The following is a 22,731-nucleotide window of genomic DNA, read 5'->3' as shown; positions in this document are numbered from 1 at the left end:
CTAGACTCGGTGCCTTGACCATGGACATCTCGAACCCGCACCCAGCCCTGCCCTCCGCCGCAACCCCGTCGCTTCTGCCGACGGGGGCCTCGACGGTCGGCCTGTCCGCATGGGCAGACATCGACCTGAGCGCCATCTCGGACAACGTCGCCGAGCTCTCCCGCCGCGCCGGCGACGCCGAGGTCATGGCCGTCATCAAGGGCGACGCCTACGGCCACGGTCTCGTGCCCGTCGCCGGTGCCGCCCTCGCCGGTGGCGCCACCCATCTCGCGGTCGCGCAGCTGACCGAGGCCCTCGCCGCACGCGCCGCCGGTGTGACAGCGCCGATCCTCACGTGGCTCTTCGCCCCGGGTGCGGACCTGGCCGCTGCCATCCGCGCCGATCTGACCCTGTCGGCCGGCGCGCCGTGGGCCCTCGCTGAGATCGCCGCCGCTGCTCGGGAGACCGGTATGACGGCGCGCATCCACCTCAAGGTCGACACCGGCCTCGGGCGGGGTGGGGCATGGCGGGAGGACCTCGCCGGGATGTTCGTGGACGCGGCCCGGCTGCAGGCCGAGGACGTCATCGACGTCGAGGGGATCTTCTCCCACTTCGCCTATGCGGACTCGCCGGACCATCCGACGGTCCGGGCGCAGCAGGAGACCTTCGTCGCGATGGTGGCAGACGCCGAGCGAGCCGGTCTGCGACCCCGCCTGCGCCACCTGTCCAACTCGGCAGCGACCCTGACCAACCCGTCGGCCCACTTCGACATGGTCCGGCCCGGCGTCGCGATCTACGGGCTGAGCCCCGTGCCCGACATCGGTGGGCCCGCCCACTTCGGTCTGCGCGAGGCGATGCGGGTGACCGCCCGCCTCATCGCGGTCAAGGACTGCCCGGCCGGGCAGGGCATCTCCTATGCCCACCTCTACACGACGCCGGAGGCGACGCGTCTGGGCCTCGTGCCCCTCGGGTACGCCGACGGCATCCCGCGGCATGCATCCAATGTCGGACCCATGCAGGTGCACGGACGCGGGTACACGGTCGCCGGGCGGGTCTGCATGGACCAGATGGTCCTCGACCTCGGAGCGGACAGTCCGGCGCAGGCTGGCGACGAGGTCGTCCTCATCGGGCGCGAGGCGGATGGTGAGCCGACCGCCCAGGACTGGGCCACGGCCATCGACACCATCAACTACGAGATCGTCACCCGGCTCGGGCCCCGCGTCCCGCGCCGCTACCTGGAAGGCTCCTGATGGGCGAGCAGCACAAGGGCAAGGGGATCGGCCGAGGAGCCGCCGCCGGACTCGGTCTGGCGGCTGCGGCCGTGGGCGGGGTCGCCATCGCCGGTGCGGGCCTGGCCGGTAGGTCCGCTGCCCGTCGCTCCCGTGCCTACGCCGTCACGGCTCGTGACAGGGTGCACGTCTTCCCCTTCGCCACGGACAAGATGGTGGCGGTACGAGCCAGCGACGGGCTCGTCCTGCACGCCGAGATCGACGAGCCCGACGACTGGAGCTCGCAGCGCGGCCCGACCGTCGTGCTCGTCCACGGCTTCGTGCTCAACCTCAGCTCCTGGGTCCACCAGCGCCGGGCGCTCGTCGACGCCGGCTACCGGGTCGTCAGCTATGACCAGCGAAACCACGGGATCTCCGAGGTCGGGGACCTCGCCAACTGCACCATCGACCAGCTCGGCAAGGACCTGCGGGCGGTCATCGACGCCACGACACCCGAGGGCGACCTCGTCCTCGTCGGGCACTCGATGGGCGGCATGACGATCATGAGCTTCGCCGGGCGCTACCCGGAGCTCACGCGTGACCGCGTCACCGGAGCGGCGCTCATCGCCACGAGCGCCGGGGGCGACAGCCTCGTCCAGCTGGGTCTCGGCGCGATGTTCGACCGCATCATCGCCAAGCTCGGTCCGGGGTTCCTCGGGGGCCTGGGCCAGCGCGAGGGAGTGTGGGGCAGCCTGCGCGCGGCCGGGCGCGCGGTGGAAAACCACTTCGTGCAGAAGTACGCGTTCGGCACCGAGATGCCCAAGGAGATGTTGCGCGCCGTCGCGACGATGGTCTTCGGCACCCGGCTGGATGCCATCGGTGCCTTCCTGCCCGAGCTCGACGAGCTCGACGTGCGCGAGACCCTGCCGGGCCTCGTCGAGACACCCGTGCTCATCGTGGCGGGGTCCAAGGACCTCCTCACGCCGCCCGAGCACAGCGAGCGTCTCGCCGAGGCGCTCCCCGCGGCCGAGCACATCGTCATCCCGGGGGTCGGGCACCTGCTCCAGCTGGAACGACCCGGTCCGGTCACCGAGGCGATCTTCGGGCTGCTCGAACGGCCCCGCGGGGTCGATGCGGAGACGGACGCAGAGCGGGCCAAGGCAGCGGTCCGGGGGCGCTCTGCGTGAGCCTCCTCCTGCCTGACGCCGAGGCCACCATGGCTCTTGGCCACCGCCTGGCCAGCCTGCTGCGTGCCGGGGACCTCGTCGTGCTGACCGGTGGGCTCGGGGCCGGCAAGACGACCCTGACCCGAGGCCTCGGCGAAGGGCTCGGGGTGCGGGGAGCGGTCACCTCACCCACCTTTGTCATCTCCCGCGTCCACCCCTCCCTCGTCGGAGGACCGGAGCTTGTCCACGTCGACGCCTACCGCCTCGGCGGCACGGCCGAGCTCGACGACCTTGACCTCGACGCCGACCTCGAGGCCGCGGTCACCGTCGTCGAGTGGGGCGCCGGCCTGGCGGAGGGACTCGCCGACGACCGTCTCGAGCTGACCCTCGCAGCCGATCCCGAGACCGAGGAACGACGCCTCGACATGCGCGGGGTCGGCCCGCGCTGGGAGGGCACCGACGTCGAGGCGGCACTGCGTGACACAGGAGGAGCAGCATGAGGGTCCTCGCGATGGACACCGCGACATCAGCGATCACGGTCGCTGTCCATGACGGTCAAGCGGTCCTCGCGACCCGCTCCACGATCGACGCGCGACGACACACCGAGCTGCTCGCCCCCCTGATCCTTGAGGTCCTGGCCGCAGCGCGCACGACCCCCGAGGAGATCACGCACGTCGCCGTCGGGACGGGCCCCGGGCCCTTCACCGGGCTGCGCGTCGGGCTGGTGACGGCGCAGACCTTTGCCCACGCCCGAGGGATCGCCGTCCATGGCGTCTGCTCCCTCGACGCGCTGGCCGCGGCCGCCGCGCGGCTGGGCCATGAGGGCGACCTGCTCGTGGCCACCGATGCCCGGCGCAAGGAGGTCTACTGGGCCCGATACCGTTGTACCGCAGGGGAGTTCGAGGCGCTCGACGAGCCCACGGTGACCAGGCCGGCCGACCTGCCCGATGAGGTCCGCGCGCTGCCCACCGTCGGCCGTGGCCCCGACCTCTATCCCGACCTGCTGCCCCATGCGTTGGCTCCGGGCGGCACCGATCTCCTCGACGTCGACGCGGGAGTCCTCGCCGGCATCGCAGCCGCACGCATCGCGGCCGGTGAGGACATGCCGATCGAGCCGCTGTACCTGCGCCGGCCTGATGCCGTGGCGAGCGCACCCAAGCCCAAGTCCTCGCGGGGGCCCTCGCCCCGCCAGCAGCAGCGCGACCTGCGACGCGCGGCGGAGCGCGGCGCGCGCGATGGGGAGGCGCCCCAGTGACCGCGGTGACGGGGACCCCCTTCGCCCTGCGTGAGGTGCGGTGGCAGGACCTTGCCGAGCTCGCGGACCACGAGAGCGAGCTCTTCGGCAGCGAGGCGTGGTCCGTGCAGTCCTGGTGGGGTGAGCTCGCGGGCCGGCCGCGCCGGGAGTACCTCCTGGCCGAGGACGCCGAGGGGATCGCCGGCTACGCCGGGCTCGACCACGGCGGCGACGTCAGCGATGTCATGACGATCGCGACCCTGCCCCGCACGCGACGCACCGGCCTGGGGCGCCGACTGCTCGACGAGCTCGTCACCCGGTCCCGTGCCGCTGGGGCGGAGCGACTGCTCCTCGAGGTTCGTGAGGACAATGCCGCGGCCCGCGGCCTCTACGCCGCACGCGGTTTCACGCTGGTGCAGACCCGTCGCGGCTACTACCCGGGCGGGGTCGACGCGCTCGTCCTCGCCCTCGACCTGACGACGAAGGATGCAGCATGAAGGACGCCCCTCTGGTCCTGGGCATCGAGACCTCCTGCGACGAGACCGGTGTCGGCATCGTGCACGGCACCGAGCTGCTCTTCGACGCGATCGCCTCGAGCGTCGACGAGCACGCTCGCTTCGGTGGGGTCGTCCCGGAGGTGGCCTCCAGGGCCCACCTCGAGGCCATGGTCCCCACCATCGAGAGAGCCTGCCAGGAGGCCGGCGTCGCGCTGTCCGACCTCGACGGCATCTCGGTGACCTCCGGACCCGGGCTCGCGGGAGCCCTCATGGTCGGGGTCGCCTCCGCCAAGGCCTTGGCCGTCGCTCTCGGCAAGCCGCTGTACGGCGTCAACCACCTCGCCAGTCACGTCGCCGTCGACATCGTCGAGCACGGCCCGCTGCCGGAGCCGACGATGGCGATGCTCGTCAGCGGCGGGCACTCCTCGCTCCTGCTCGTCCCCGACGTCACTCATGACATCCGCAGCCTCGGGTCGACGATCGACGACGCCGCGGGCGAGGCCTTCGACAAGGTCGCTCGCGTCCTCGGCCTGCCCTTCCCCGGCGGGCCGCACATCGACCGCGCCGCGAGTGACGGGCAGATCACCATCGACTTCCCCCGCGGGCTCTCCAGCCGCAAGGACATGGAGCGCCACCGCTTCGACTTCTCCTTCTCCGGGCTCAAGACCGCGGTCACCCGCTGGGTCCAGTCCGAGCAGGCCGCCGGGCGCGACGTGCCCGTCGCCGACGTCGCCGCGTCCTTCCAGGAGGCGGTCGTCGACGTCCTCACCCGCAAGGCCGTGCTCGCGTGCACCGAGTACGACGTCGCTGCCCTGCAGGTGGGGGGTGGCGTCGCCGCCAACACGCGGCTGCGGGCCATGGCCCAGCAGCGGTGCGACGACGCGGGCATCGCGCTGCGCGTGCCCCGTCCAGGGCTCTGCACCGACAACGGCGCCATGGTCGCGAGCCTCGGCGCCCAGATGATGATCAAGGGTCGGCCGGCCAGCGACCTCTCCCTGCCGGCGGACAGCTCACTGCCCGTCACCGACGTGCAGACCGGGCTGCCCGTGCACGTGGACCACGACCACGCGCACTAGCGCGACGCAGGGCGGCCTCAGCCGCAGCGCAGCAGGCCCATGTCCTCCTTGAGGGTGAGAACCCGGGTCACCGAGGCGGTGACCTGCTTGGCGAAGGCGGGGTCTCCCTTCGCCCTGGTCTGGATGGCGGTGACCATCGTGGGCACCTGCGCGGGGTCAGCGGTGAGCACGATGTCACCGCCGGCGGCGATGAACTTCGTCGCGCGCTCACCGACCGGCGTCGCGGCGACGGCCTTGGCAGCGCCGACGTCATCCGTGATGGCGACCCCGTCGAAGCCCATGTCCTTGCGCAGCATGCCGGTCACGATCTTGGTGGAGAACAGCGCCGGCGTCTCGCCGTCGATCTTCGGGTAGTGGGCCGAGCCGACCATGACGATCCGGGTCCCGCCCTCGATGTTCTGGGCGAAGGGGGCGAGGTGGGGGTCCGAGGTCGTCGCCACCGTGTCGCTGATGCCCGTGGCCGTGAGGTCGGTGTTGCCCGTGATCCGGCCGATGCCGGGGAAGTGCTTGACCGTCGGCTCGACGCCGGCGTCCTGCATGCCCTGCGCGAAGGCGAGAGCTCCCTTGCCCGCGGCGGCCGGTGTGGAGCCGTACTGGCGGCTCCACTTGCCGATCGGCTCGTTGGCACGGCCGATGTCGGTGGGCACCGTGTCGGCGACAGGCGCGAGGTTGACGTTGACGCCGGCCTGCTTGAGCTCGCTGCCCCATGCCTTGGCGGAGGCCCGCAGGCTCGGGTCCTGGGCCTGCTCGAGGCCGGAGGGCAAGGGGGTGAAGCCGGACCCGGTCAGCTGCTGGACCTCGCCCCCCTCCTGGTCCGCGGAGACGAGCATCCCGACCTTGGTGCCCTTGACCGTCGGGGAGACCTCCTGCAGGTGGCTGCTCGCAGCCGCGACGGTGGAGGAGTCCTGCCAGCCGCCGAGATAGAGCATCGATCCGAGGCCCTGCTCGGAGATCGCGGTGTCGAGGCCGGCTGGGGAGCCCGGCTGCATGGCGGCCATGAGCAGCTGGCCGGCCTGCTGCGTGGGAGTCATGGCTTCGCGGATCTGCGTGACGCACGCGCTGGCCCTGGGCCCGGCTGCGGTGGAGCTCGACGTCGAGGAGGAGGTGCGTGTGGTGCTCGAGGAGGCTGTCGATGACGACGCCGGGGAGGAGCTGGAGGCGCTCGTGGAGGTCGAGGAGCTGGCACTGCTGGAGGTGGTCGGTCCGTCAGGGGAGTCCGAGCCGCACCCGACGAGGGCGAGGACGGCCAAGCCGGCGGCGGCGCGGGTCAGGTGACGAGGTCGGGTCGGCATGAGCGCAGGCTACCCGGGCGATCTCAGGTCACCATTGGGTCACTGTCGGCGACACATCCCCCAGCACCTGTTCTTTGGAGCGGAAGAGCGCTACGTTCTTTACGAATTGCTGACTTTCTGGGGAGATGCTGTGCGGATACATGTGGTGATGTTCAGGTGGCTCATGGCTGCCGCCTTGGCCCTGTTCACGGGTTTTGCGCTGGCGCCGGCGGCGTCCGCGGCGGAGATCGAGTCGGGTGGTCCGCTCAACTCGATCATCATCTCGCCGTCCCTGAACTGCGATGTGCGCTATCAGGGTGATAGTGACGGCGAGTGGTACGACGACGTGGCGTGCGGGACCTTCGTGGCCTTCGCCGGCAACCTGTACGGACCCCAGGAGCTCCCTGCAGGCAGCGGTGCGACGTCCGTGCCCAACTACGTTCCCTTCACCGCGGTCTCCCAGAGCGGGAGGACAGGCACCGGGACCAGCTCTGACCCGTACACCATCACCACCACGGTCGCTCTCGGCAACACCGGCGCGAGGCTCACCCAGGTCGACTCCTATGTCGGTGGGGCCACGGCCTACCGCACCGACATCAAGATCACCGGTGGCGCCACCTCTGGTGACGCCGTCATCTTCCGCGGTGGTGACTGCTACCTGCAGGACAGCGACCGCGGTCTGGGTCAGGTCCTCGACGGCAACTCCCCGGTGTGCAAGGCCCAGCCTGGCTCGGCCAATCCTGAGCGGGTCGAGGGGTTCCGTCCGCTGAGCGGCGGCAGCGCCTACATCGAGGCCAACTACGGCGAGGTCTGGCGCGCCATCGGCACGGGGGAGATGCTCCCCAACACCTGTCGCTGCGATGAGGAGATCGACAACGGCATCGCGATCTCCTGGGCCCGCAACATCACCGAGGGAGCGACGGTGACCCTGTCGAGCCTGACCTTCTTCTCCCCGGTCGGCACCACGCCCCTGACGGTCACCAAGACCGTCGACCAGGCGCAAGCCCCGGCCGGTTCCGAGGTGACCTACACGATCACCTTGTCCAACGCGGGTGCCACCGAGCAGGCCATCACCTCGGTGACCGACTCCCTGCCCGACGGATTCGCCTACGTGCCGGGGTCCACCACAGGTCTGACCACCGCCGACCCGACCGGCACCTCGGACCTGTCCTGGACGGGGACCTACCAGGTGCCGGCCGCGGAGGGTGGCGAGGCCGGTACGGCGACCCTGAGCTTCCGGGCCACGGTCTCCGACGTCCCGGGGACCTACACCAACTCGGCGAGCGCCGAGGGCCCCGGCGTCACCGTGGTCTCTGCCGATGACACCGCCCCGGTGACGGTCACCGCGGCGACCTCGACGACCACGTCGACCACGTCGACCGGGACCAGCACCTCGACGACCACGTCCACAGGGACCAGCACCTCGACGAGCACGTCCACCACCACGAGCACGTCGAGCACGCCGACGAGCACGTCCACCACGACGGCCCAGCCGACCACGACCCCGTCGACCGACGGGCCGCAGACGCCCGGCGTCGTCCAGACCGACGGAGGCCCCATGGGATCGGGGCTGGGCGGCTCCGGTCTCCTGCTCCTGGCGGGGACCGCGGGCCTGGGTCTGCTGCTCGCCGCGCGCTGGACGGCAGTGCGACCGACCCGCCGCCACTGAGTGACGGCACGGTCCACGTGACCGACGAGGCCCGCAGGAGCACCAGCTCCTGCGGGCCTCGTCGTGTCCGTGGGGAGTCCAGAGCAGTCGGGCCCAGGGCTACCTGCGGGTACGACGCGCAGTCGTCGGCCGACGGACGACAGGATCCCTGGATTCTCGAGGATCCGTGAATGCATGGCGCGGCAGGTGCACGTCGTACCCGCAGGTACCTCCAGTCGGTCGGAGGCTGGGGTGGTCCAGCCCGTCAGGCCGGCGTGACGACGAGCACGGTCTGGGCGCCCGCGACACGCGTGAGGACGATGGTCGCGCTCTCGCCGCTGCCGGCATGGCGGGCGATCTTCAGCTGCTTGCGCAGCTGGTCCTCGTCGAGGCGGATGCCCCGCTTCTTGATCGTCAGGCCGGTGATGTTGCGCTCGCGCAGCCAGGCACGCAGGCCCTTGACGGCGAAGGGCATGGCCTCCAGGACCTCGTAGCGACGCGCGTGGCCGAGGTCGAGCGCCGAGTCGCTCGTGACATAGCCGAGCCCTGCCTCGAGCTCCATCCCGGAGACGGCTGAGGTCACCGTGCCGATGAGTCCGGCACGGTTGACGGCCCGGTCCGCCTCGTAGAGCCACCGCCCGATGCCCTCGAGCGAGCCGGCCGCTGCCGGGTCGTCCTCGCAGGTGCGCTGGTCGACCTCGACCGGGGGCGCCCCCTTGCGCAGGACGCGGGCGCTGCGGCCGGCCTGCTTGACGAGGGGCCCCCACCAGACGGTGCACTCCAGGACGCTGCCCTGCCAGGAGGTCCACTGTGCCTCTGTGCCGAGCGGCGGGATGTCGTGGGGAAGGGAGGGGCTCAGCTTGGCGCCCGTCGCCGGGACATCCCGTGCGACGGAGAGGACGAAGTCCCACGAGGGCGCGATCTCGTCGAGGCGGAAGACGCGACGGGTGCGTCCCGTCCGGTCGGTGACGCCCGGAGTCCGTCGGGCGGGGTCGAGCCACACCCCGGCGCGGGAGTGCAGGGGGTCCATGGGTGCGTCGAAGTCCTCAGCCACCCCGGTGCGGGCCCGGCTGTCCGGCCACGGACGCAGGTTGACGTCCGCGATGGCCGCGGTGAGGGGGTCGGCGTCGACTCCGTGGACGGTGACGCCGAGGGCGCTCATCGCCATGGCGTCCGATCCGATGCCGCACCCGAGATCGTGGACCGTGGCCAGGCTGGCTGCGGCGTAGCGGCCGGCGTGGGTGGCGGCGACCTCGAGCCGACTGGCCTGCTCGAGCCCGTCGGGGGTGAAGAGCATGCCCTCGGCGAACTCGCCGAACTTGTCCTGCGCGCGACCCTGGAGGCGCTTTTGCGTCAGGAGGGCGGAGACCTGCTCGGGGGAGAGGCCGGTGCCCCGCAGCCGGGTGGCCTGGGTGACGGCGTCAGCCTCGCTGTAGGCGGGCAGATCGTGCAGCGCGGCATGGCCCTCCGGGGAGGCCAGCCAGCGCACGGTCGTCAGGTCCACGTCGTCCATTGTCACGCACGGACTGCGGATTGGCACTCGGGTTGACCGAGTGCCAGCGCTCCGCCTAGATTTGGCACTGGCACTCACCGAAGGCGAGTGCCAGATGCACGACAGGTCGACCCCCGCGACGGCGACCGGTCACGCACACCCAAGAACTCAAGTTCACGACCCTCACTTATAAGGAGTCAGCGTGTCGGTTTCCATCAAGCCGCTCGAGGACCGCATCGTGGTCCAGTCCGTCGAGGCCGAGCAGACCACCGCGTCCGGTCTCGTCATCCCGGACACCGCCAAGGAGAAGCCGCAGGAGGGCGAGGTCGTTGCGATCGGCCCCGGCCGCTTCAACGACGCCGGCGAGCGTGTCCCCATGGACATCGCGGTCGGTGACCGCGTCGTCTACTCCAAGTACGGCGGCACCGAGATCAAGCACGCCGGTACGGAGTACCTGATCCTCTCCGCGCGCGACGTCCTCGCGATCGTTTCCTGAAGCGATCTGACGCTCGCAGCAGTACGCAGCTGACGCCCCGGGTGCGGGCCCTCCCGGGTCCCTCCGGGGCGTCGCTCATTCCCCCTTCGTAGAACCAAAGGACAGACATGGCCAAGGAACTGGAGTTCAACGACTCCGCCCGTGACGCCCTCCAGCGTGGCGTCGACCAGCTCGCCAATGCCGTCAAGGTGACGCTCGGCCCCAAGGGCCGCAATGTCGTCATCGACAAGGCATGGGGCGCGCCCACCATCACCAACGATGGCGTGACCATCGCTCGCGAGATCGAGCTCGAGGACCCGTACGAGAACCTCGGCGCGCAGCTCGCCAAGGAGGTCGCGACCAAGACCAACGACGTCGCCGGTGACGGCACGACCACCGCGACCGTCCTCGCCCAGGCCATGGTCAAGGAGGGCCTGCGCAATGTTGCTGCAGGCGCCGCCCCGTCCGGCCTCAAGCGCGGCATCGACAAGGCCGTCGAGGCCGTCGCCGCTCGCCTGCTCGAGATCGCCCGTGAGGTCGACGGCAAGGACGAGATCGCTCAGGTCGCCTCGCTCTCCGCCCAGGACCAGGGCATCGGCGCCACCATCGCCGAGGCCTTCGACAAGGTCGGCAAGGACGGCGTCATCACCGTCGAGGAGTCCTCTACCGCCGAGACCTCCCTCGACTTCACCGAGGGCATGCAGTTCGACAAGGGCTACATCAGCCCCTACTTCGTCACCGACCCGGAGCGCATGGAGGGTGTCCTCGAGGACGCCTACGTCCTGATCAACCAGGGCAAGATCTCCACGATCCAGGACATCCTCCCGGTGCTCGAGAAGGTCGTGCAGTCCGGCAAGCCGCTGCTGATCATCGCCGAGGACATCGACGGCGAGGCGCTCTCGACCCTCGTGGTCAACAAGCTCAAGGGCATCTTCAACGTCGCGGCCGTCAAGGCTCCCGGCTTCGGCGACCGCCGCAAGGCGATGCTGCAGGACATGGCCATCCTCACCGGTGGACAGGTCATCGCCGAGGAGGTCGGCCTCAAGCTCGACCAGGTCTCCCTCGAGGACCTCGGTCAGGCCCGTCGCGTCGTCGTCACCAAGGACAACACGACGATCATCGATGGTCAGGGCGACGCCAGCGAGGTCACCGGTCGGGTCAACCAGATCAAGGCCGAGATCGAGCGCACCGACTCCGACTGGGACCGTGAGAAGCTCCAGGAGCGTCTCGCCAAGCTCGCCGGTGGCGTCTGCGTCATCCAGGTCGGTGCCCACACCGAGGTCGAGCTCAAGGAGAAGAAGCACCGGATCGAGGACGCGATCTCCGCGACCCGCGCGGCGATCGAGGAGGGCATCGTCGCTGGCGGTGGCTCCTCGCTGGCCCACGCCGTGGCCGTCCTCGACGCCCTCGAGCTCGAGGGTGACGAGAAGGTCGGTGCCAACATCGTGCGCACCGCTGCTGTCGAGCCGCTGCGCTGGATCGCCGAGAACGCCGGCCTCGAGGGCTACGTCGCCGTCGCCAAGGTCCAGGAGCTGACCCCCGGTCAGGGCCTGAACGCCGCGACGGGCGAGTACGGCGACCTCATCGGCCAAGGCGTCATCGACCCGGTCAAGGTCACCCGCTCGGCGCTCATCAACGCCGCGTCGATCGCGTCGATGGTCCTGACCACCGACGCCCTCGTCGTGGAGAAGAAGGAGGAGGAGCCCGAGGCTGCCGGCCACGGTCACTCCCACTGATCTTCTGATCTGACCCGAAGGGGGTCACCCACCGCCTGGTGGGTGACCCCCTTCGTCGTGCTTGACATGAGAAAGAGGTGGTGGCGACCGACTATCCGGTCGCCACCACCTCTACTCGTGGAAGGGGGAGGGTCAGGTCGTGACGATGACCCGGACCTCGACGGTCTCCTCGAGGTCGCGCAGGCGCTGCTCGGTGTCAGCCGGCAGGTTGCTCGCGAGGTCGGTCACGGCATAGCCGAATTCACCACGGGTGCTCAGCTGCTGGCTGTCGATGTTGACGTCACCCTCGGACAGGATCGTGTTGACCCGGGCCAGGACGCCGGGGACGTTCTTGTGCAGGTGGAGGATGCGGGTGCCGCCAGTGGCGACAGGAGCGGCGACGGCCGGGACGTTGACCGACATCGTCGTCGCACCGGTGCTCGCCCAGTCGCGCAGCTTGCCGGAGACATAGCGCCCGATGTCGAGCTGCGCCTCCTCGGTGGAGCCCCCGACGTGCGGGGTGAGGATGACATTGGGGATGCCCTGCAGGCAGTTCTCGAAGGGGTCGCCGGCCTTCTTGGGCTCGGTGGGGAAGACGTCCACGGCCGCGCCGGCGATGTGCCCGGAGACCAGGTTGTCGCGCAGGGCCTCGAGGTCGACGACGAATCCGCGGGAGAGGTTGAGGAAGAGGCTGCGCGGCAGCATCTTGGCGAACTGCTCGGCGCCGAAGTTGCCGGCGTTGCCCGCCCGGCCGTCGACGTGCAGCGTGATCGTCTCGCAGGTCTCGAGCAGCTCGTCGAGGGTGTCGACCTTGGTCGCGTTGCCCAGAGGCAGCTTGTCCTCGAGGTCGTAGAAGGAGACGTGCATCCCGAAGGCCTCGGCGACCACGGACAGCTGGGCGCCGATGTTGCCGTAGCCGATGATGCCGAGCGTGCGGCCGCGCACCTCGTGCGCGCCCTTGGCCGATTTGTCCCAGACGCCGGCGTGCAGCGCGGCATTCTTGTCGGTCAGGTGGCGGGCCAGCGAGATGATCTCGCCCAGAGCCAGCTCGACGACGCTGCGCGTGTTGGAGAAGGGAGCGTTGAAGACGACCGTGCCGGCCTGGGCGGCCGCATCGAGGTCGATCTGGTTGGTGCCGATGCAGAAGGCGCCGATGGCCTTCAGCTCTGGGCGAGCCTCGAGGACGGCTCGCGTCACGTGCGTCTTGGAGCGGATGCCGACCATGTCGACCCCCTCCAGGGCGGCGATCAGCTCGGCCTCGTCGAGGGCGCCGGAGCGGGTCTCGACATCGAAGCCGGCGTCAGTCAGGGCCTCGTGGGCAGCGTCATGGATGTTTTCGAGCAGCAGGACCTTCACGCCCTGAAGGGTATGCCTGCCCCTGATGTGACCTCGCACGCGCCCGCCATCCGAAACCCGGATCCCTTGTGCGGAACTGAAACCCCACGGGTACAAGGCCGCTGACTATGGTGGGCCCATGCGTCTACTCGGTGTCCTCGGCGGTATGGGCTGGTCTGCGACGGCGGAGTACTACCGTCGCCTCAACGAAGGGGTCGACGCGCGCCTCGGCGGGTTGCACAGCGCCAGGGTGCTCATCCACAGCGTCGACTTCCAGCCGATCGACGACGCCGAGAACGCCGGTGACTGGGACGCGATGGCCGAGGTCCTCATCGAGGCGGCCAGGGGGCTGCAGGCCGGGGGAGCCGAGGGCTTCCTCTTGGCCGCCAACACGATGCACGCCGTGGCCGACCGGATCGAGGAGTCCGTCGACATCCCCTTCCTCCACATCGCCAAGGCGACCGCGAGCCGGGTCGAGGCCTCGCACCAGCGCAAGGTCGGGCTCGTCGCCACGGCGACGACGATGGCGGGGGACTTCTACACGACTCCCTTCGAGCAGCGGGGGATCGAGGTGATCCTGCCGGAGGAGGGCCAGCGCCCCGAGGTCGACCGGATCATCTACGAGGAGCTCGTCCACGGCGTGATCAAGGACTCCTCACGACGTGAACTGCGCACGATCATGCGCGGGATGGCCGACCGGGGCGCCGAGTGCGTCGTCCTGGCCGGTACCGAGATCGGCCTGCTCATCGACGAGGACGACTGCCCGGTGCCGATGCACGACACCACGGCGATCCACGTCGACCGGGCGCTCGACTGGATGCTCACCGAGGGCTGAGCAGGAGCGTCGTCACCAGGGGACGTCGATCTCGGCCTCTCCGGTGACGACCGTGATCTGCTGGCCGGCGAGCTCGACGACGCTGCCGGCGCGGATCTGTGCGCCGCGGCGGGTCTCGGGCTCGCCGTCGACGCTCACCTCACCGGCTGCGATGACCTCACGGGCCATGACGCCGTCCTCCACGAGCCCGGCGAGCTTGAGCAGCTGGCCGAGGCGGATGGACTCGTCGCGGATGTGGACCGGTTCAGGAGATGTCACCCGACCAGCCTAGGTCGCGAAGGGGGTCGGCTCAGCCAGCGAGGCCGGCGCTGGCGATGTCGCGCTCGGCGAGCAGGAGCTGCCGCTCGTCCTCGGTGAGGCCGCCCCAGACGCCGAAGGGCTCACGGATGGCCAGGGCGTGGTTGCGGCACGCGGTCATGACCGGGCAGCTGGCGCAGACCTCCTTGGCCGCGGCGTCGCGAAGCCGTCGGGCGGCTCCTCGCTCACCGTCGGGGTGGTAGAAGGACTCGCTGCCGATGTCGCGGCACGCACCCTCGAACTGCCACTCCCACAGGTCGGCCACCGGGCCGGGCGCGCTGTCGATGTGTCCCATGATCTTCCTCCGTGCATCAAGCCTCGGCGGGTGCCGTTCCCCGCTTCTGATGGCCAACCTAAGGAGATCGACGCCAACAGAGGTCGTCCAGAAGGTATGGATTGGCACCGGAAATGAAGGGTTTGGTCAGGAGATGGTCAGGTCCGGAGGCGTCGTGGGGGTGGCCTACGATAGGGAAATGGATTTCGGCAACCCCACGGACCGTGACGACACTGGGGCCCAAGGCCCGAACCCCTTCGCCAAGGTCGGTCTCACCTACGACGACGTGCTCCTCCTGCCCGGCTACAGCGAGCTGGCCCCCGGCGACCTCGACACCACGAGCCGCCTGACGCGCGAGATCAGCCTCAGGACGCCGCTCATCTCGGCGGCGATGGACACCGTCACCGAGTCGCGCATGGCGATCGCGATGGCTCGCCAGGGCGGGATCGGTGTCCTGCACCGCAACCTGTCGATCGAGGACCAGGCCTACCAGGTCGACCTCGTGAAGCGGACGCAGACCGGCATGATCACCAACCCGGTCGTCATCGGTCCCGATGCGACCCTCGACGAACTCGACCAGATCTGTGGCGAGTACCGCGTGTCCGGCCTCCCGGTGGTCGAGGGGGACAACGTCCTCATCGGCATCATCACCAACCGCGACCTGCGGTTCACCCCCGTTGCCGAGTGGTCGACCACCCTCGTGCGCGACGTCATGACGAACATGCCGCTCATCACCGCTCCCGTGGGCATCTCCAACGAGGACGCCACGCTGCTGCTGCGGCAGCACAAGCGCGAACGGCTGCCGATCGTCGACGACCAGGGCCGTCTCGCCGGGCTCATCACCGTCAAGGACTTCGTCAAGAGCGAGCAGTTCCCCAACGCGAGCAAGGACGGTCAGGGTCGCCTGCTCGTCGGTGCGGCCATCGGCTACTTCGGCGACGCCTGGGAGCGCGCGACGACGCTCATCGACGCCGGTGTCGACGTCCTCGTAGCCGACACCGCCCACGGCCACGTCAAGCTCCTGCTCGAGATGTGCGAGCGGCTGAAGAGTGACCCGGCCACCAAGCACGTCCAGGTCATCGGCGGCAATGTCGCCACTCGCGAGGGCGCCCAGGCCTTCATCGACGTGGGTGTCGACGCGATCAAGGTCGGCGTCGGGCCGGGCTCGATCTGCACCACCCGCATCGTCACCGGGGTCGGGGCCCCTCAGGTCACGGCCGTCTACGACGCGTCGCTCGCCGCCCGTCCCGCCGGCGTCCCGGTCATCGCCGACGGTGGCCTGCAGCAGTCCGGTGACATCGCCAAGGCGATCGTCGCCGGCGCCGAGACCGTCATGGTCGGCTCGATGCTGGCCGGTTGCGAGGAGAGCCCCGGCGAGCTGATCTTCGTCAACGGCAAGCAGTTCAAGGCCTACCGCGGCATGGGCAGCCTCGGTGCGATGAGCAGCCGTGGCAAGAAGTCCTTCTCCAAGGACCGCTACTTCCAGGCCGAGGTCACCAGCGACGACCAGCTCGTGCCCGAGGGCGTCGAGGGCCGGGTCTCCTACCGCGGCACGCTCGCACAGGTCGCCCACCAGATGGTCGGGGGGCTGCGGCAGTCGATGTTCTACGTCGGCGCCGGCACCATCCCCGAGCTGCAGGCCAAGGGCAAGTTCGTGCGGATCACCTCGGCCTCGCTCAAGGAGAGCCACCCGCACGACATCCAGGGCGTCGTCGAGGCGCCCAACTACAGCCTCGGCTGACGGGAGCACGGGTGGACCACCACCAGCCCGCCCCGATCGCCGCACCGAAGCAGATCGGTGTCGGTTGGTGGCTCGTGCAGGGCGCTGGGCTGGCCATGACGCTGGGCCTCATGGTCGTGCTCGCCTTCGCGCTCATGATGCTCACCCGGATGCCCATCGAGGGGCAGACGGATCCGGACACCCACTGGCCGACATTCGCCGTCTGGTTCGTCCTGTGCGCAGTGACGGTGATCGGCTCGATGACGAGGTCGGCCTGGCGCGAGCTCAAGGACGAGCACGTCCACGTCGACGTCCTCGGCAACGAGCTGCGGATCGACCGGTGGTCACCACCGCCCGAGCGGCAGCGCTTCGTCGAGCAGGTGGCCGCCGACACCCGCGCCCGCGAGAGGGCGGTCGAGCACCAGCGGTCAGCGTCGGAGGGCGACGACGAGGTGGCCACCACCGCGATGACCGAGCAGGAGCTGCGCTCGGCGGCACTGCGTCGACGCGAGGCGGGCACGGACGTCCCGGCCGCGGTGCCGACCGGCCCGTGGTCCCGCCCCCTTCGCCTGCTGCGCCTGACGGCGTTGACCTGCCTCTACGGGTGGCTGCCGCTGTCCCTCGTGGTGGTGGTCGTGCTCGTCGAGCTGCAGGACCGCGTCGACGCCATGTGGGGCCTGCTACCGATGCTCCTGCTCCCGATCGGCTGGGTCCTCATGGAGGCCCACCAGCTCCTGCGCCACCGCTGGCTGCGGACGCGCAGCAGCCGCAGCGACCTCGCGCAGTGGCAGGGCACGAGCGGCTTCGTCGGGGCCGTGGTCCTCGCGCTCCTGGCGTACACGGGAGTGGTCATGCGCGAGGACTACCCCGGCGTCGCCCTCATCTGCTTCCCGCTCATGGTGCTGTGCGGTTGGATCTGCAAGCATGAGCTGGCCCACCACATCCCGAGCGGACCGGACCGCGACCTCGACGTCCACGACCAGCCTCCCGACCTCAGCCTGACCGACTGATCGACTCCCGGTAGGACGGCAGGGCGGCGCCCCCGTCGGGGGTGCGGTCGACCGACCGTGCCGCGAGCATCCCCCGCACGATCGCCCGGGTCACGCAGTCGGCGGCGGCGGTCTGCACGGCCACGAGCTCGAAGGGGGAGGGTCGGGGCCGGTCGCCCGTCGACAGGGCGAAGACGGTGTCGCCGTCGAAGGCCGTGTGTACCGGGGACAGTGCCCGCGCGAAGCCGTCGTGGGCCACGCCCGCGAGCGTCGCGCAGCCGGCCTTGTCGAGGGACGCGTCGGTCGCGACGACGGCCAACGTGGTGGCGGTCCCCGCCTGCAGGGCCCGCGCCTCGTCCGCCTGGCGCTGCCAGTGCGCTTGCACCGCAACGGGATCCGGCACCGGGACGTCGGCCTCACCGGGGGCCATCAGGCGCTCGCCGAGCAGTCGACCATCAGGTCCCATGGGAGAGCCGACGGCATTGACCACCACGATCGCCCCGACGGTCACTCCCGAGTCGAGCACGAGACTGGCCGTCCCGATGCCGCCCCGCAGACCACCGGCGCGGGCTCCGGTGCCGGCGCCGACACTCCCTTCGTCCACCGGGCCGTCGCTGGCGGCGAGGTACGCAGCCCGGCCCTCGTCGGGTCCGGGGTGGTGTCGCCAGGAGCCACCGCGACCCAGGTCGAAGAGGATCGCCGCCGGCACGATCGGCACGATCTGGCCGGGTCCACCCACGGGCCAGCCCCTCCCTTCGTCCGCCAGCGCCGACATCACGCCGTCCGCGGTCGACAGGCCGAAGGCACTGCCCCCCGACAGCACGATCGCGTCGACCGCGTCGACGACGTTGCGCGGGTCGAGCAGATCGGTCTCGCGGGTCCCGGGGCCGCCGCCGCGTACGTCGACCCCACCGGTGGTCCCAACCGGGGGCGTGATGACGGTCGTGCCGGTCAGCCAGCCCGTCTGATCACGGGTGGCGTGCCCGACCCGTACTCCTGGGACATCGGTGATGGCGTTGTGAGCTCCGGGGCGCATGCCCCCAGCATGCCCGGTGGGCGACGGTGTGCGGTTGACTGGTGCGATGACGACGAGCAGCGAACCGATCCGCGTCCTCGACGGCCACAACGACCTGCCGTGGCACCACCGCGAGGTGGCCGGTTACGACCTCGACGTGTGCGACATCGCGCAGCCGCAGACACACCTGCACACCGACCTGCCGCGCATGCGTGAGGGCGGACTGGCGGCGCAGCTCTGGTCGGTCTGGGTGCCGTGCTCCATGGAGGGTGAGGACGCCGTCGCGGCGACCCACGAGCAGATCGACTTCGTGGGTGCGCTCTGCGATCGCTACGACGAGATGGTCGCGGCCCGCACCGCCGCGGACGTGCACGCCGCCTGGAGCGAAGGGAGGCACGCCGCCCTCATCGGGATGGAGGGCGGGCACTCCATCAACGGCTCGCTGGACCACCTGGCCGACTTCGCCGATCGCGGCGCGAGGTACATGACCCTGACCCACAACGACAACACGCAGTGGGCGGACTCGGCGACCGACAAGCGGGTCCACGGCGGCCTGACGGACTTCGGTCGCGAGGTCGTCGCGCGGATGAACGACCTCGGCGTCATCGTCGATCTCTCCCACGTGAGCGCCGAGACGATGCACCACGCGCTGGATGCCTCCTGGCTACCGGTGATGTTCAGCCACTCCGGCGCGCGGGCGATCTGCGACCACCCGCGCAATGTCCCGGACGACGTCCTCGAGCGGATCCCCGCCAACGGTGGCATCGTCATGGCCAATGTCGTGCCGAAGTTCGTCAACCAGGCACGTGCCGACGCGTCCCTCGGGCGCACCGATGTCGTCCCGGAACCGGTCGCGACGATCGAGCACGTCGTGGCGCACTTCGAGCACCTGCGCGAGGTCGTGGGGATCGAGCACGTGGGCATCGGCGCCGACTACGACGGGGTCGACGAGACCCCGGTCGGCCTGGAGGACGTCGCGAGCTATCCGCGGTTGCTCGCTGCGCTGGGGGAGCGAGGCTGGTCACGCGCCGACCTCGAGGCGCTGGCGCACGGCAACGTGCTGCGGGTCCTCGAGGCGACGCAGGTCTGACCCTTCGAGACGGTTGCTTCGCAACCTCCTCAGGGAGCGGGGTGGGACGTCAGGCGCGCAGGTCGGGGAAGGGGCGTGCCGACGCGTTTGGGACATCGGGGGTCTCGCCGCGGACGGTCGAGCCCTTGACGGTCTGGGTGCCCAGGAGGTTCCTCTTCACCGTCTGCGACAGCCCGGAGAGCTGCTTGTGGTACTTGCCCTGGGTGCGCTTGTCGATGAAGCCGGTGGCCTTCTCGACGTAGTCACTGGCCTTCTCAGGGTTGTTCTTGGCCCACTGGCGGGCAGTCTCGCCGGCGGTGAGCATCAGGGCAGCGTTCTTGAACTTGGCCATCAGTGATCCTTTGATCGGGTGCGGTTCTCTCCCAGTATCAACGAAGGGGCGGCGCGCAGGATTCCTGCGCGCCGCCCCTTCGTCGTCCCGGGTCAGTGCATGAGCACCGGAGTGCTGTCCTCCGGCTCGTCGTCCAGCAGGTGGCTCTTCTCCTGCTTGCGCGGGAGGAAGGCCGCGACAACGAGGGTCGCGAGGCACATGAAGGCGGAGACCCAGTAGGTGGCGGCGAAGGCATCGGCCATGTCCATGCGGACGGCGTGCATGAGCGCCTGCGCGCCGGCCGCAGGGTCGCCGGCGTACTGGCCGAGGATCTGGGCGACCTCGGGGAACTTCGCGAGCAACTGCTGGATGGCGTTGGGGTCGGAGACCTTGGCGCTCTCCTCGCCGAAGGCCTGGGCCTGCCCGATGAGCGGGCGGTTCTCGAAACCACGGGTGAGGACGACCGAGGCGATGGCGACACCGAAGGAGCTGGCCACCTGCTGGGTGATGTTGAGCAGGGTCGAGCCGCGGGCGACCTGGTGGTCGGTCAGCGCCTTGAGCGAGCTGGTCATCAGCGGCATCATCGTCGCGCCCATGCCCAGGCCCATGACGAAGAGCGCCGGGATGACGAAGCCCCAGTAGCTGGAGTCCGCCGAGAGCTGGGTGAAGGCGAACATGCCACCCGTGATCAGCGCGATGCCGACGGGCACGATGCGACCGACGGGGTACTTGTCCACGAGCATGCCGGCGATCGGCATGGTGACCAGCGCGCCGAGCCCCTGCGGGATCATCAGCACGCCTGCCATGGTCGTGGACTCGCCACGCACCTGCTGGAAGTAGGTCGGCATGAGCAGCAGGCCCCCGAAGAAGGCCGCAGCGAAGAGGAACATCGTCAGGGCCGCGATGGAGAACTGTCGGTTTGCGAGCAGGCGCAGGTCGAGCAGCGGGTGCTTGGGCCGCATCGACCACCAGCCGAAGGCGATGATCAGCACGAGACCGGCGAGAGCCGTGCCGTAGACCTTGGGGGAGTTGACGGTGCCTTCCTCGGGGATCGAGGAGACGCCGTAGAGGAAGAGCGCCAGGCCGGGCGACATGAGGAGCAGGCCGATGACGTCCAGCGACTCGCTGGGGTGCGTGTCGTCCTTGGGCAGGACGATCCAGGCGTAGATGAGGGCGGCGGCGCCGATCGGCAGGTTGATCAGGAAGATCCAGGTCCAGCTCGGGCGACCCAGCCAGTGGGCGTTGTCGATGAGCCAGCCACCGAGGATCGGCCCACCGATGGGGCCGAGGAGCATCGGGACCCCGAGGATCGCCATGAGGCGACCGATGCGCTGCGGGCCGGCCGCGCGGGTCATGATCGTCATGCCGAGCGGCATGAGCATGCCGCCACCGAGGCCCTGCAGGACCCGGGCGCCGATGAGCATCTCGATCGTGGGCGCGAAGGCGCACAGCACCGAGCCGGCGACGAAGAAGGCGATGGCCGCGAGGTAGAGACGCTTGGTGCCGAAGCGGTCGGCCGCCCAGCCGGTCAACGGGATGACGGTCGCCAGGGCGAGCGTGTAGGCCGTGACGGTCCACGCGACGGTCGAGTAGTGCAGCGGCTCGGGGCCGGTCGCCAGGTCCGTCTGGAAGTGGGGGAGGGCGACGTTGACGACGGTGATGTCGAGGATCGACATGATCGCGCCGAGGACGACGACACCGGCCACCTTGAGCACGGCGGCGTCGATCTTTTCGGGGTACTCCTGCGGCGGGGAGTCGTGGGGGGTCGTGGACACAGGAGTCTCCTGAGAGGGGATGCGAAGGGGGGCGGCGGCGGCCTCGTCGCCACCCGGGCCGAGCAAAAAGATGCATGCATCGGCCAAGCAAGTATGCGCCCTCCCGCCTCGAGGACCAAGCCCCTTAGGCTGAGCGGGTGAATGAGATCGAGATCGGCCGAGGCAAGCGTGGCCGCAGGGCCTACTCCTTCGACGACATCGCGGTGCTGCCGAGTCGGCGCACGCGCGACCCCGAGGAGGTCTCGCTCGACTGGCAGATCGACGCTTACCACTTCGAGATGCCGGTCATCGCGGCCCCCATGGACTCCGTGATGTCGCCGACAACCGCCGTCGCCTTCGGTGAGGCCGGCGGTCTGCCGGTCCTGGACCTCGAGGGCCTGTGGACGCGCTACGCCGACCCGGAGCCGCTGCTGGCGGAGATCGCCTCCCTCGACCCGGTCATGGCGACCGCACGGATGCAGGAGATCTACGCAGCACCGATCCAACCGGAGCTGATCACCGAGCGACTGCGCCACCTGCGCAGCGCCGGCGTCACCGTCGCCGGTGCGCTCAGCCCGCAGAACACCCAGCAGCACTGGAAGACCGTCGTCGACGCGGGAGTCGACCTCTTCGTCATCCGCGGCACGACCGTCTCCGCCGAGCACGTGAGCAGCCGCAGCGAGCCGCTGAACCTCAAGCGCTTCATCTACGAGCTCGACGTGCCGGTGATCGTCGGTGGCGCCGCCGGCTACACCGCTGCCCTGCACCTCATGCGGACCGGTGCTGCCGGTGTGCTCGTCGGGTTCGGCGGGGGAGCGGCGCACACGACCCGTCAGACGCTGGGCATCCACGCCCCGATGGCCAGCGCCGTCGCCGATGTCGCGGCCGCGCGTCGCGACTACCTCGACGAGTCGGGCGGCCGCTACGTCCACGTCATCGCGGACGGTGGCCTCGGGTCGAGCGGAGACATCGTCAAGGCGATCGCGTGCGGCGCCGATGCCGTCATGCTCGGCGCTGCGCTCGCCCGTGCTGCTGATGCCCCCGGCCGTGGCTACCACTGGGGCCCCGAGGCCCACCACCGTGAGCTGCCACGTGGCTCGCGCGTCGAGGTCGGCTCGGTCGCTCCGCTCCAGGAGGTCCTCTTCGGCCCGAGCAAGGTGTCGGACGGCTCCACCAACCTCATCGGCGCCCTGCGCCGGGCCATGGCGACCACGGGGTACACCGAGGTCAAGGAGCTGCAGCGCATCGAGGTCGTCGTCGCGCCGCACCAGCCGAGCTGAGGCGACGAGGCGCGCTGGCGCTCGCGTGTTGTGGCGTCTGGCACGTGGATCGCTCTGGCCCCGGGATCACT

23 protein-coding genes are annotated in these 22,731 nt (G+C 70.1%); 15 read left to right on the top strand and 8 right to left on the bottom strand.

The window, feature by feature from the left end:
- The first annotated feature begins 20 nt into the window (after positions 1 to 20).
- From alr to tsaD, 6 genes are read left to right on the top strand one after another with little or no spacing between them, the layout of a single operon-like run.
- Positions 21 to 1,229 carry an alanine racemase gene (alr, locus tag JLI01S_RS07240; RefSeq protein ID WP_084349268.1) on the top strand — a complete coding sequence of 403 codons (1,209 nt, stop codon included), beginning with the start codon at positions 21 to 23 and terminating at the stop codon, positions 1,227 to 1,229.
- Positions 1,229 to 2,374 carry an alpha/beta fold hydrolase gene (locus JLI01S_RS07235; protein ID WP_068262288.1) on the top strand — a complete coding sequence of 382 codons (1,146 nt, stop codon included), beginning with the start codon at positions 1,229 to 1,231 and terminating at the stop codon, positions 2,372 to 2,374. Before alr ends, JLI01S_RS07235 begins: the two co-directional genes overlap by 1 nt.
- Positions 2,371 to 2,853: a tRNA (adenosine(37)-N6)-threonylcarbamoyltransferase complex ATPase subunit type 1 TsaE gene (gene tsaE, locus JLI01S_RS07230; RefSeq protein ID WP_084349267.1), complete on the top strand. Its 483-nt coding sequence runs from the start codon at positions 2,371 to 2,373 to the stop codon at positions 2,851 to 2,853. The genes JLI01S_RS07235 and tsaE overlap by 4 nt, the downstream gene beginning before the upstream one ends.
- Positions 2,850 to 3,608, top strand: a complete 759-nt coding sequence (gene tsaB / locus JLI01S_RS07225) for a tRNA (adenosine(37)-N6)-threonylcarbamoyltransferase complex dimerization subunit type 1 TsaB (RefSeq protein ID WP_084349266.1) — start codon at positions 2,850 to 2,852, stop codon at positions 3,606 to 3,608. Before tsaE ends, tsaB begins: the two co-directional genes overlap by 4 nt.
- On the top strand, positions 3,605 to 4,084 hold the full coding sequence (locus JLI01S_RS07220; RefSeq protein ID WP_068262281.1) for a GNAT family N-acetyltransferase: 480 nt from the start codon (positions 3,605 to 3,607) through the stop codon (positions 4,082 to 4,084). The genes tsaB and JLI01S_RS07220 overlap by 4 nt, the downstream gene beginning before the upstream one ends.
- The gene (tsaD, locus tag JLI01S_RS07215) at positions 4,081 to 5,160 is read left to right on the top strand and encodes a tRNA (adenosine(37)-N6)-threonylcarbamoyltransferase complex transferase subunit TsaD (RefSeq protein WP_068262275.1); all 1,080 of its coding nucleotides are present in this window, start codon (positions 4,081 to 4,083) and stop codon (positions 5,158 to 5,160) included. The genes JLI01S_RS07220 and tsaD overlap by 4 nt, the downstream gene beginning before the upstream one ends.
- A 17-nt stretch (positions 5,161 to 5,177) precedes the next feature.
- Here the strand turns inward: tsaD and JLI01S_RS07210 are convergent, their stop codons facing one another.
- Positions 5,178 to 6,191, bottom strand: a complete 1,014-nt coding sequence (locus JLI01S_RS07210) for a glycoside hydrolase family 3 N-terminal domain-containing protein (protein ID WP_068262273.1) — start codon at positions 6,189 to 6,191, stop codon at positions 5,178 to 5,180.
- Between JLI01S_RS07210 and JLI01S_RS07205 the strand changes: the two genes are divergently transcribed.
- Together JLI01S_RS07205 and JLI01S_RS07200 are read left to right on the top strand one after the other, a co-directional pair.
- Complete coding sequence (locus JLI01S_RS07205; protein ID WP_068262265.1) at positions 6,190 to 6,435, top strand: hypothetical protein; 246 nt, start codon at positions 6,190 to 6,192, stop codon at positions 6,433 to 6,435. The genes JLI01S_RS07210 and JLI01S_RS07205 overlap by 2 nt on opposite strands.
- A 180-nt stretch (positions 6,436 to 6,615) precedes the next feature.
- On the top strand, positions 6,616 to 8,100 hold the full coding sequence (locus tag JLI01S_RS07200) for a DUF11 domain-containing protein (protein WP_169797299.1): 1,485 nt from the start codon (positions 6,616 to 6,618) through the stop codon (positions 8,098 to 8,100).
- A 244-nt stretch (positions 8,101 to 8,344) separates the two neighbouring features.
- On the opposite strand, the gene JLI01S_RS07195 is transcribed toward JLI01S_RS07200, so the two are convergent.
- Positions 8,345 to 9,592, bottom strand: a complete 1,248-nt coding sequence (locus JLI01S_RS07195; RefSeq protein WP_068262254.1) for a class I SAM-dependent methyltransferase — start codon at positions 9,590 to 9,592, stop codon at positions 8,345 to 8,347.
- A gap of 181 nt (positions 9,593 to 9,773) precedes the next feature.
- On the opposite strand from JLI01S_RS07195, the gene groES reads away from it, so the two are divergent.
- Both groES and groL read left to right on the top strand, forming a co-directional pair.
- A complete protein-coding gene (gene groES / locus JLI01S_RS07190) occupies positions 9,774 to 10,067 on the top strand; it encodes a co-chaperone GroES (protein ID WP_068262252.1) in 294 nt (97 codons plus the stop codon).
- A gap of 107 nt (positions 10,068 to 10,174) precedes the next feature.
- Complete coding sequence (groL, locus tag JLI01S_RS07185; RefSeq protein ID WP_068262249.1) at positions 10,175 to 11,782, top strand: chaperonin GroEL; 1,608 nt, start codon at positions 10,175 to 10,177, stop codon at positions 11,780 to 11,782.
- Between the two features lie 132 nt (positions 11,783 to 11,914).
- Here the strand turns inward: groL and serA are convergent, their stop codons facing one another.
- Positions 11,915 to 13,117, bottom strand: a complete 1,203-nt coding sequence (gene serA, locus JLI01S_RS07180) for a phosphoglycerate dehydrogenase (RefSeq protein ID WP_068262247.1) — start codon at positions 13,115 to 13,117, stop codon at positions 11,915 to 11,917.
- Positions 13,118 to 13,235: 118 nt separating this feature from the next.
- Here serA and JLI01S_RS07175 point away from each other — a divergent pair, with 118 nt between their 5' ends.
- Complete coding sequence (locus JLI01S_RS07175; RefSeq protein WP_068262246.1) at positions 13,236 to 13,931, top strand: aspartate/glutamate racemase family protein; 696 nt, start codon at positions 13,236 to 13,238, stop codon at positions 13,929 to 13,931.
- Positions 13,932 to 13,943: 12 nt separating this feature from the next.
- Here the strand turns inward: JLI01S_RS07175 and JLI01S_RS07170 are convergent, their stop codons facing one another.
- Together JLI01S_RS07170 and JLI01S_RS07165 are read right to left on the bottom strand one after the other, a co-directional pair.
- The gene (locus JLI01S_RS07170) at positions 13,944 to 14,189 is read right to left on the bottom strand and encodes an RNA-binding S4 domain-containing protein (protein ID WP_068262232.1); all 246 of its coding nucleotides are present in this window, start codon (positions 14,187 to 14,189) and stop codon (positions 13,944 to 13,946) included.
- A 31-nt stretch (positions 14,190 to 14,220) separates the two neighbouring features.
- Positions 14,221 to 14,523, bottom strand: a complete 303-nt coding sequence (locus tag JLI01S_RS07165) for a WhiB family transcriptional regulator (protein ID WP_068262224.1) — start codon at positions 14,521 to 14,523, stop codon at positions 14,221 to 14,223.
- A 178-nt stretch (positions 14,524 to 14,701) separates the two neighbouring features.
- On the opposite strand from JLI01S_RS07165, the gene guaB reads away from it, so the two are divergent.
- Both guaB and JLI01S_RS07155 read left to right on the top strand, forming a co-directional pair.
- Positions 14,702 to 16,243: an IMP dehydrogenase gene (guaB, locus tag JLI01S_RS07160; RefSeq protein ID WP_068262222.1), complete on the top strand. Its 1,542-nt coding sequence runs from the start codon at positions 14,702 to 14,704 to the stop codon at positions 16,241 to 16,243.
- Positions 16,244 to 16,254: 11 nt separating this feature from the next.
- Positions 16,255 to 17,232 carry a hypothetical protein gene (locus JLI01S_RS07155; protein WP_068262219.1) on the top strand — a complete coding sequence of 326 codons (978 nt, stop codon included), beginning with the start codon at positions 16,255 to 16,257 and terminating at the stop codon, positions 17,230 to 17,232.
- On the opposite strand, the gene JLI01S_RS07150 is transcribed toward JLI01S_RS07155, so the two are convergent.
- Positions 17,216 to 18,247, bottom strand: a complete 1,032-nt coding sequence (locus tag JLI01S_RS07150) for a P1 family peptidase (protein ID WP_068262211.1) — start codon at positions 18,245 to 18,247, stop codon at positions 17,216 to 17,218. The two genes, JLI01S_RS07155 and JLI01S_RS07150, sit on opposite strands and share 17 nt — an antisense overlap.
- Before the next feature lie 46 nt (positions 18,248 to 18,293).
- Between JLI01S_RS07150 and JLI01S_RS07145 the strand changes: the two genes are divergently transcribed.
- Positions 18,294 to 19,316 carry a dipeptidase gene (locus JLI01S_RS07145; protein ID WP_068262208.1) on the top strand — a complete coding sequence of 341 codons (1,023 nt, stop codon included), beginning with the start codon at positions 18,294 to 18,296 and terminating at the stop codon, positions 19,314 to 19,316.
- 49 nt (positions 19,317 to 19,365) lie between these two features.
- On the opposite strand, the gene JLI01S_RS17280 is transcribed toward JLI01S_RS07145, so the two are convergent.
- Complete coding sequence (locus tag JLI01S_RS17280; RefSeq protein ID WP_068262204.1) at positions 19,366 to 19,647, bottom strand: antitoxin; 282 nt, start codon at positions 19,645 to 19,647, stop codon at positions 19,366 to 19,368.
- 92 nt (positions 19,648 to 19,739) lie between these two features.
- The gene (locus JLI01S_RS07135) at positions 19,740 to 21,401 is read right to left on the bottom strand and encodes a DHA2 family efflux MFS transporter permease subunit (RefSeq protein ID WP_068262202.1); all 1,662 of its coding nucleotides are present in this window, start codon (positions 21,399 to 21,401) and stop codon (positions 19,740 to 19,742) included.
- A 137-nt stretch (positions 21,402 to 21,538) separates the two neighbouring features.
- Between JLI01S_RS07135 and JLI01S_RS07130 the strand changes: the two genes are divergently transcribed.
- Positions 21,539 to 22,660, top strand: a complete 1,122-nt coding sequence (locus JLI01S_RS07130; protein ID WP_068262199.1) for a GuaB3 family IMP dehydrogenase-related protein — start codon at positions 21,539 to 21,541, stop codon at positions 22,658 to 22,660.
- Positions 22,661 to 22,731: the final 71 nt, after the last annotated feature.

Source organism: Janibacter limosus NBRC 16128 (assembly GCF_001570985.1).
GTDB classification, from domain to species: domain Bacteria; phylum Actinomycetota; class Actinomycetes; order Actinomycetales; family Dermatophilaceae; genus Janibacter; species Janibacter limosus.
The sequence above is the reverse complement of the archived record's forward strand: the minus strand, read 5'-3'. Positions and strand labels throughout refer to the sequence as shown.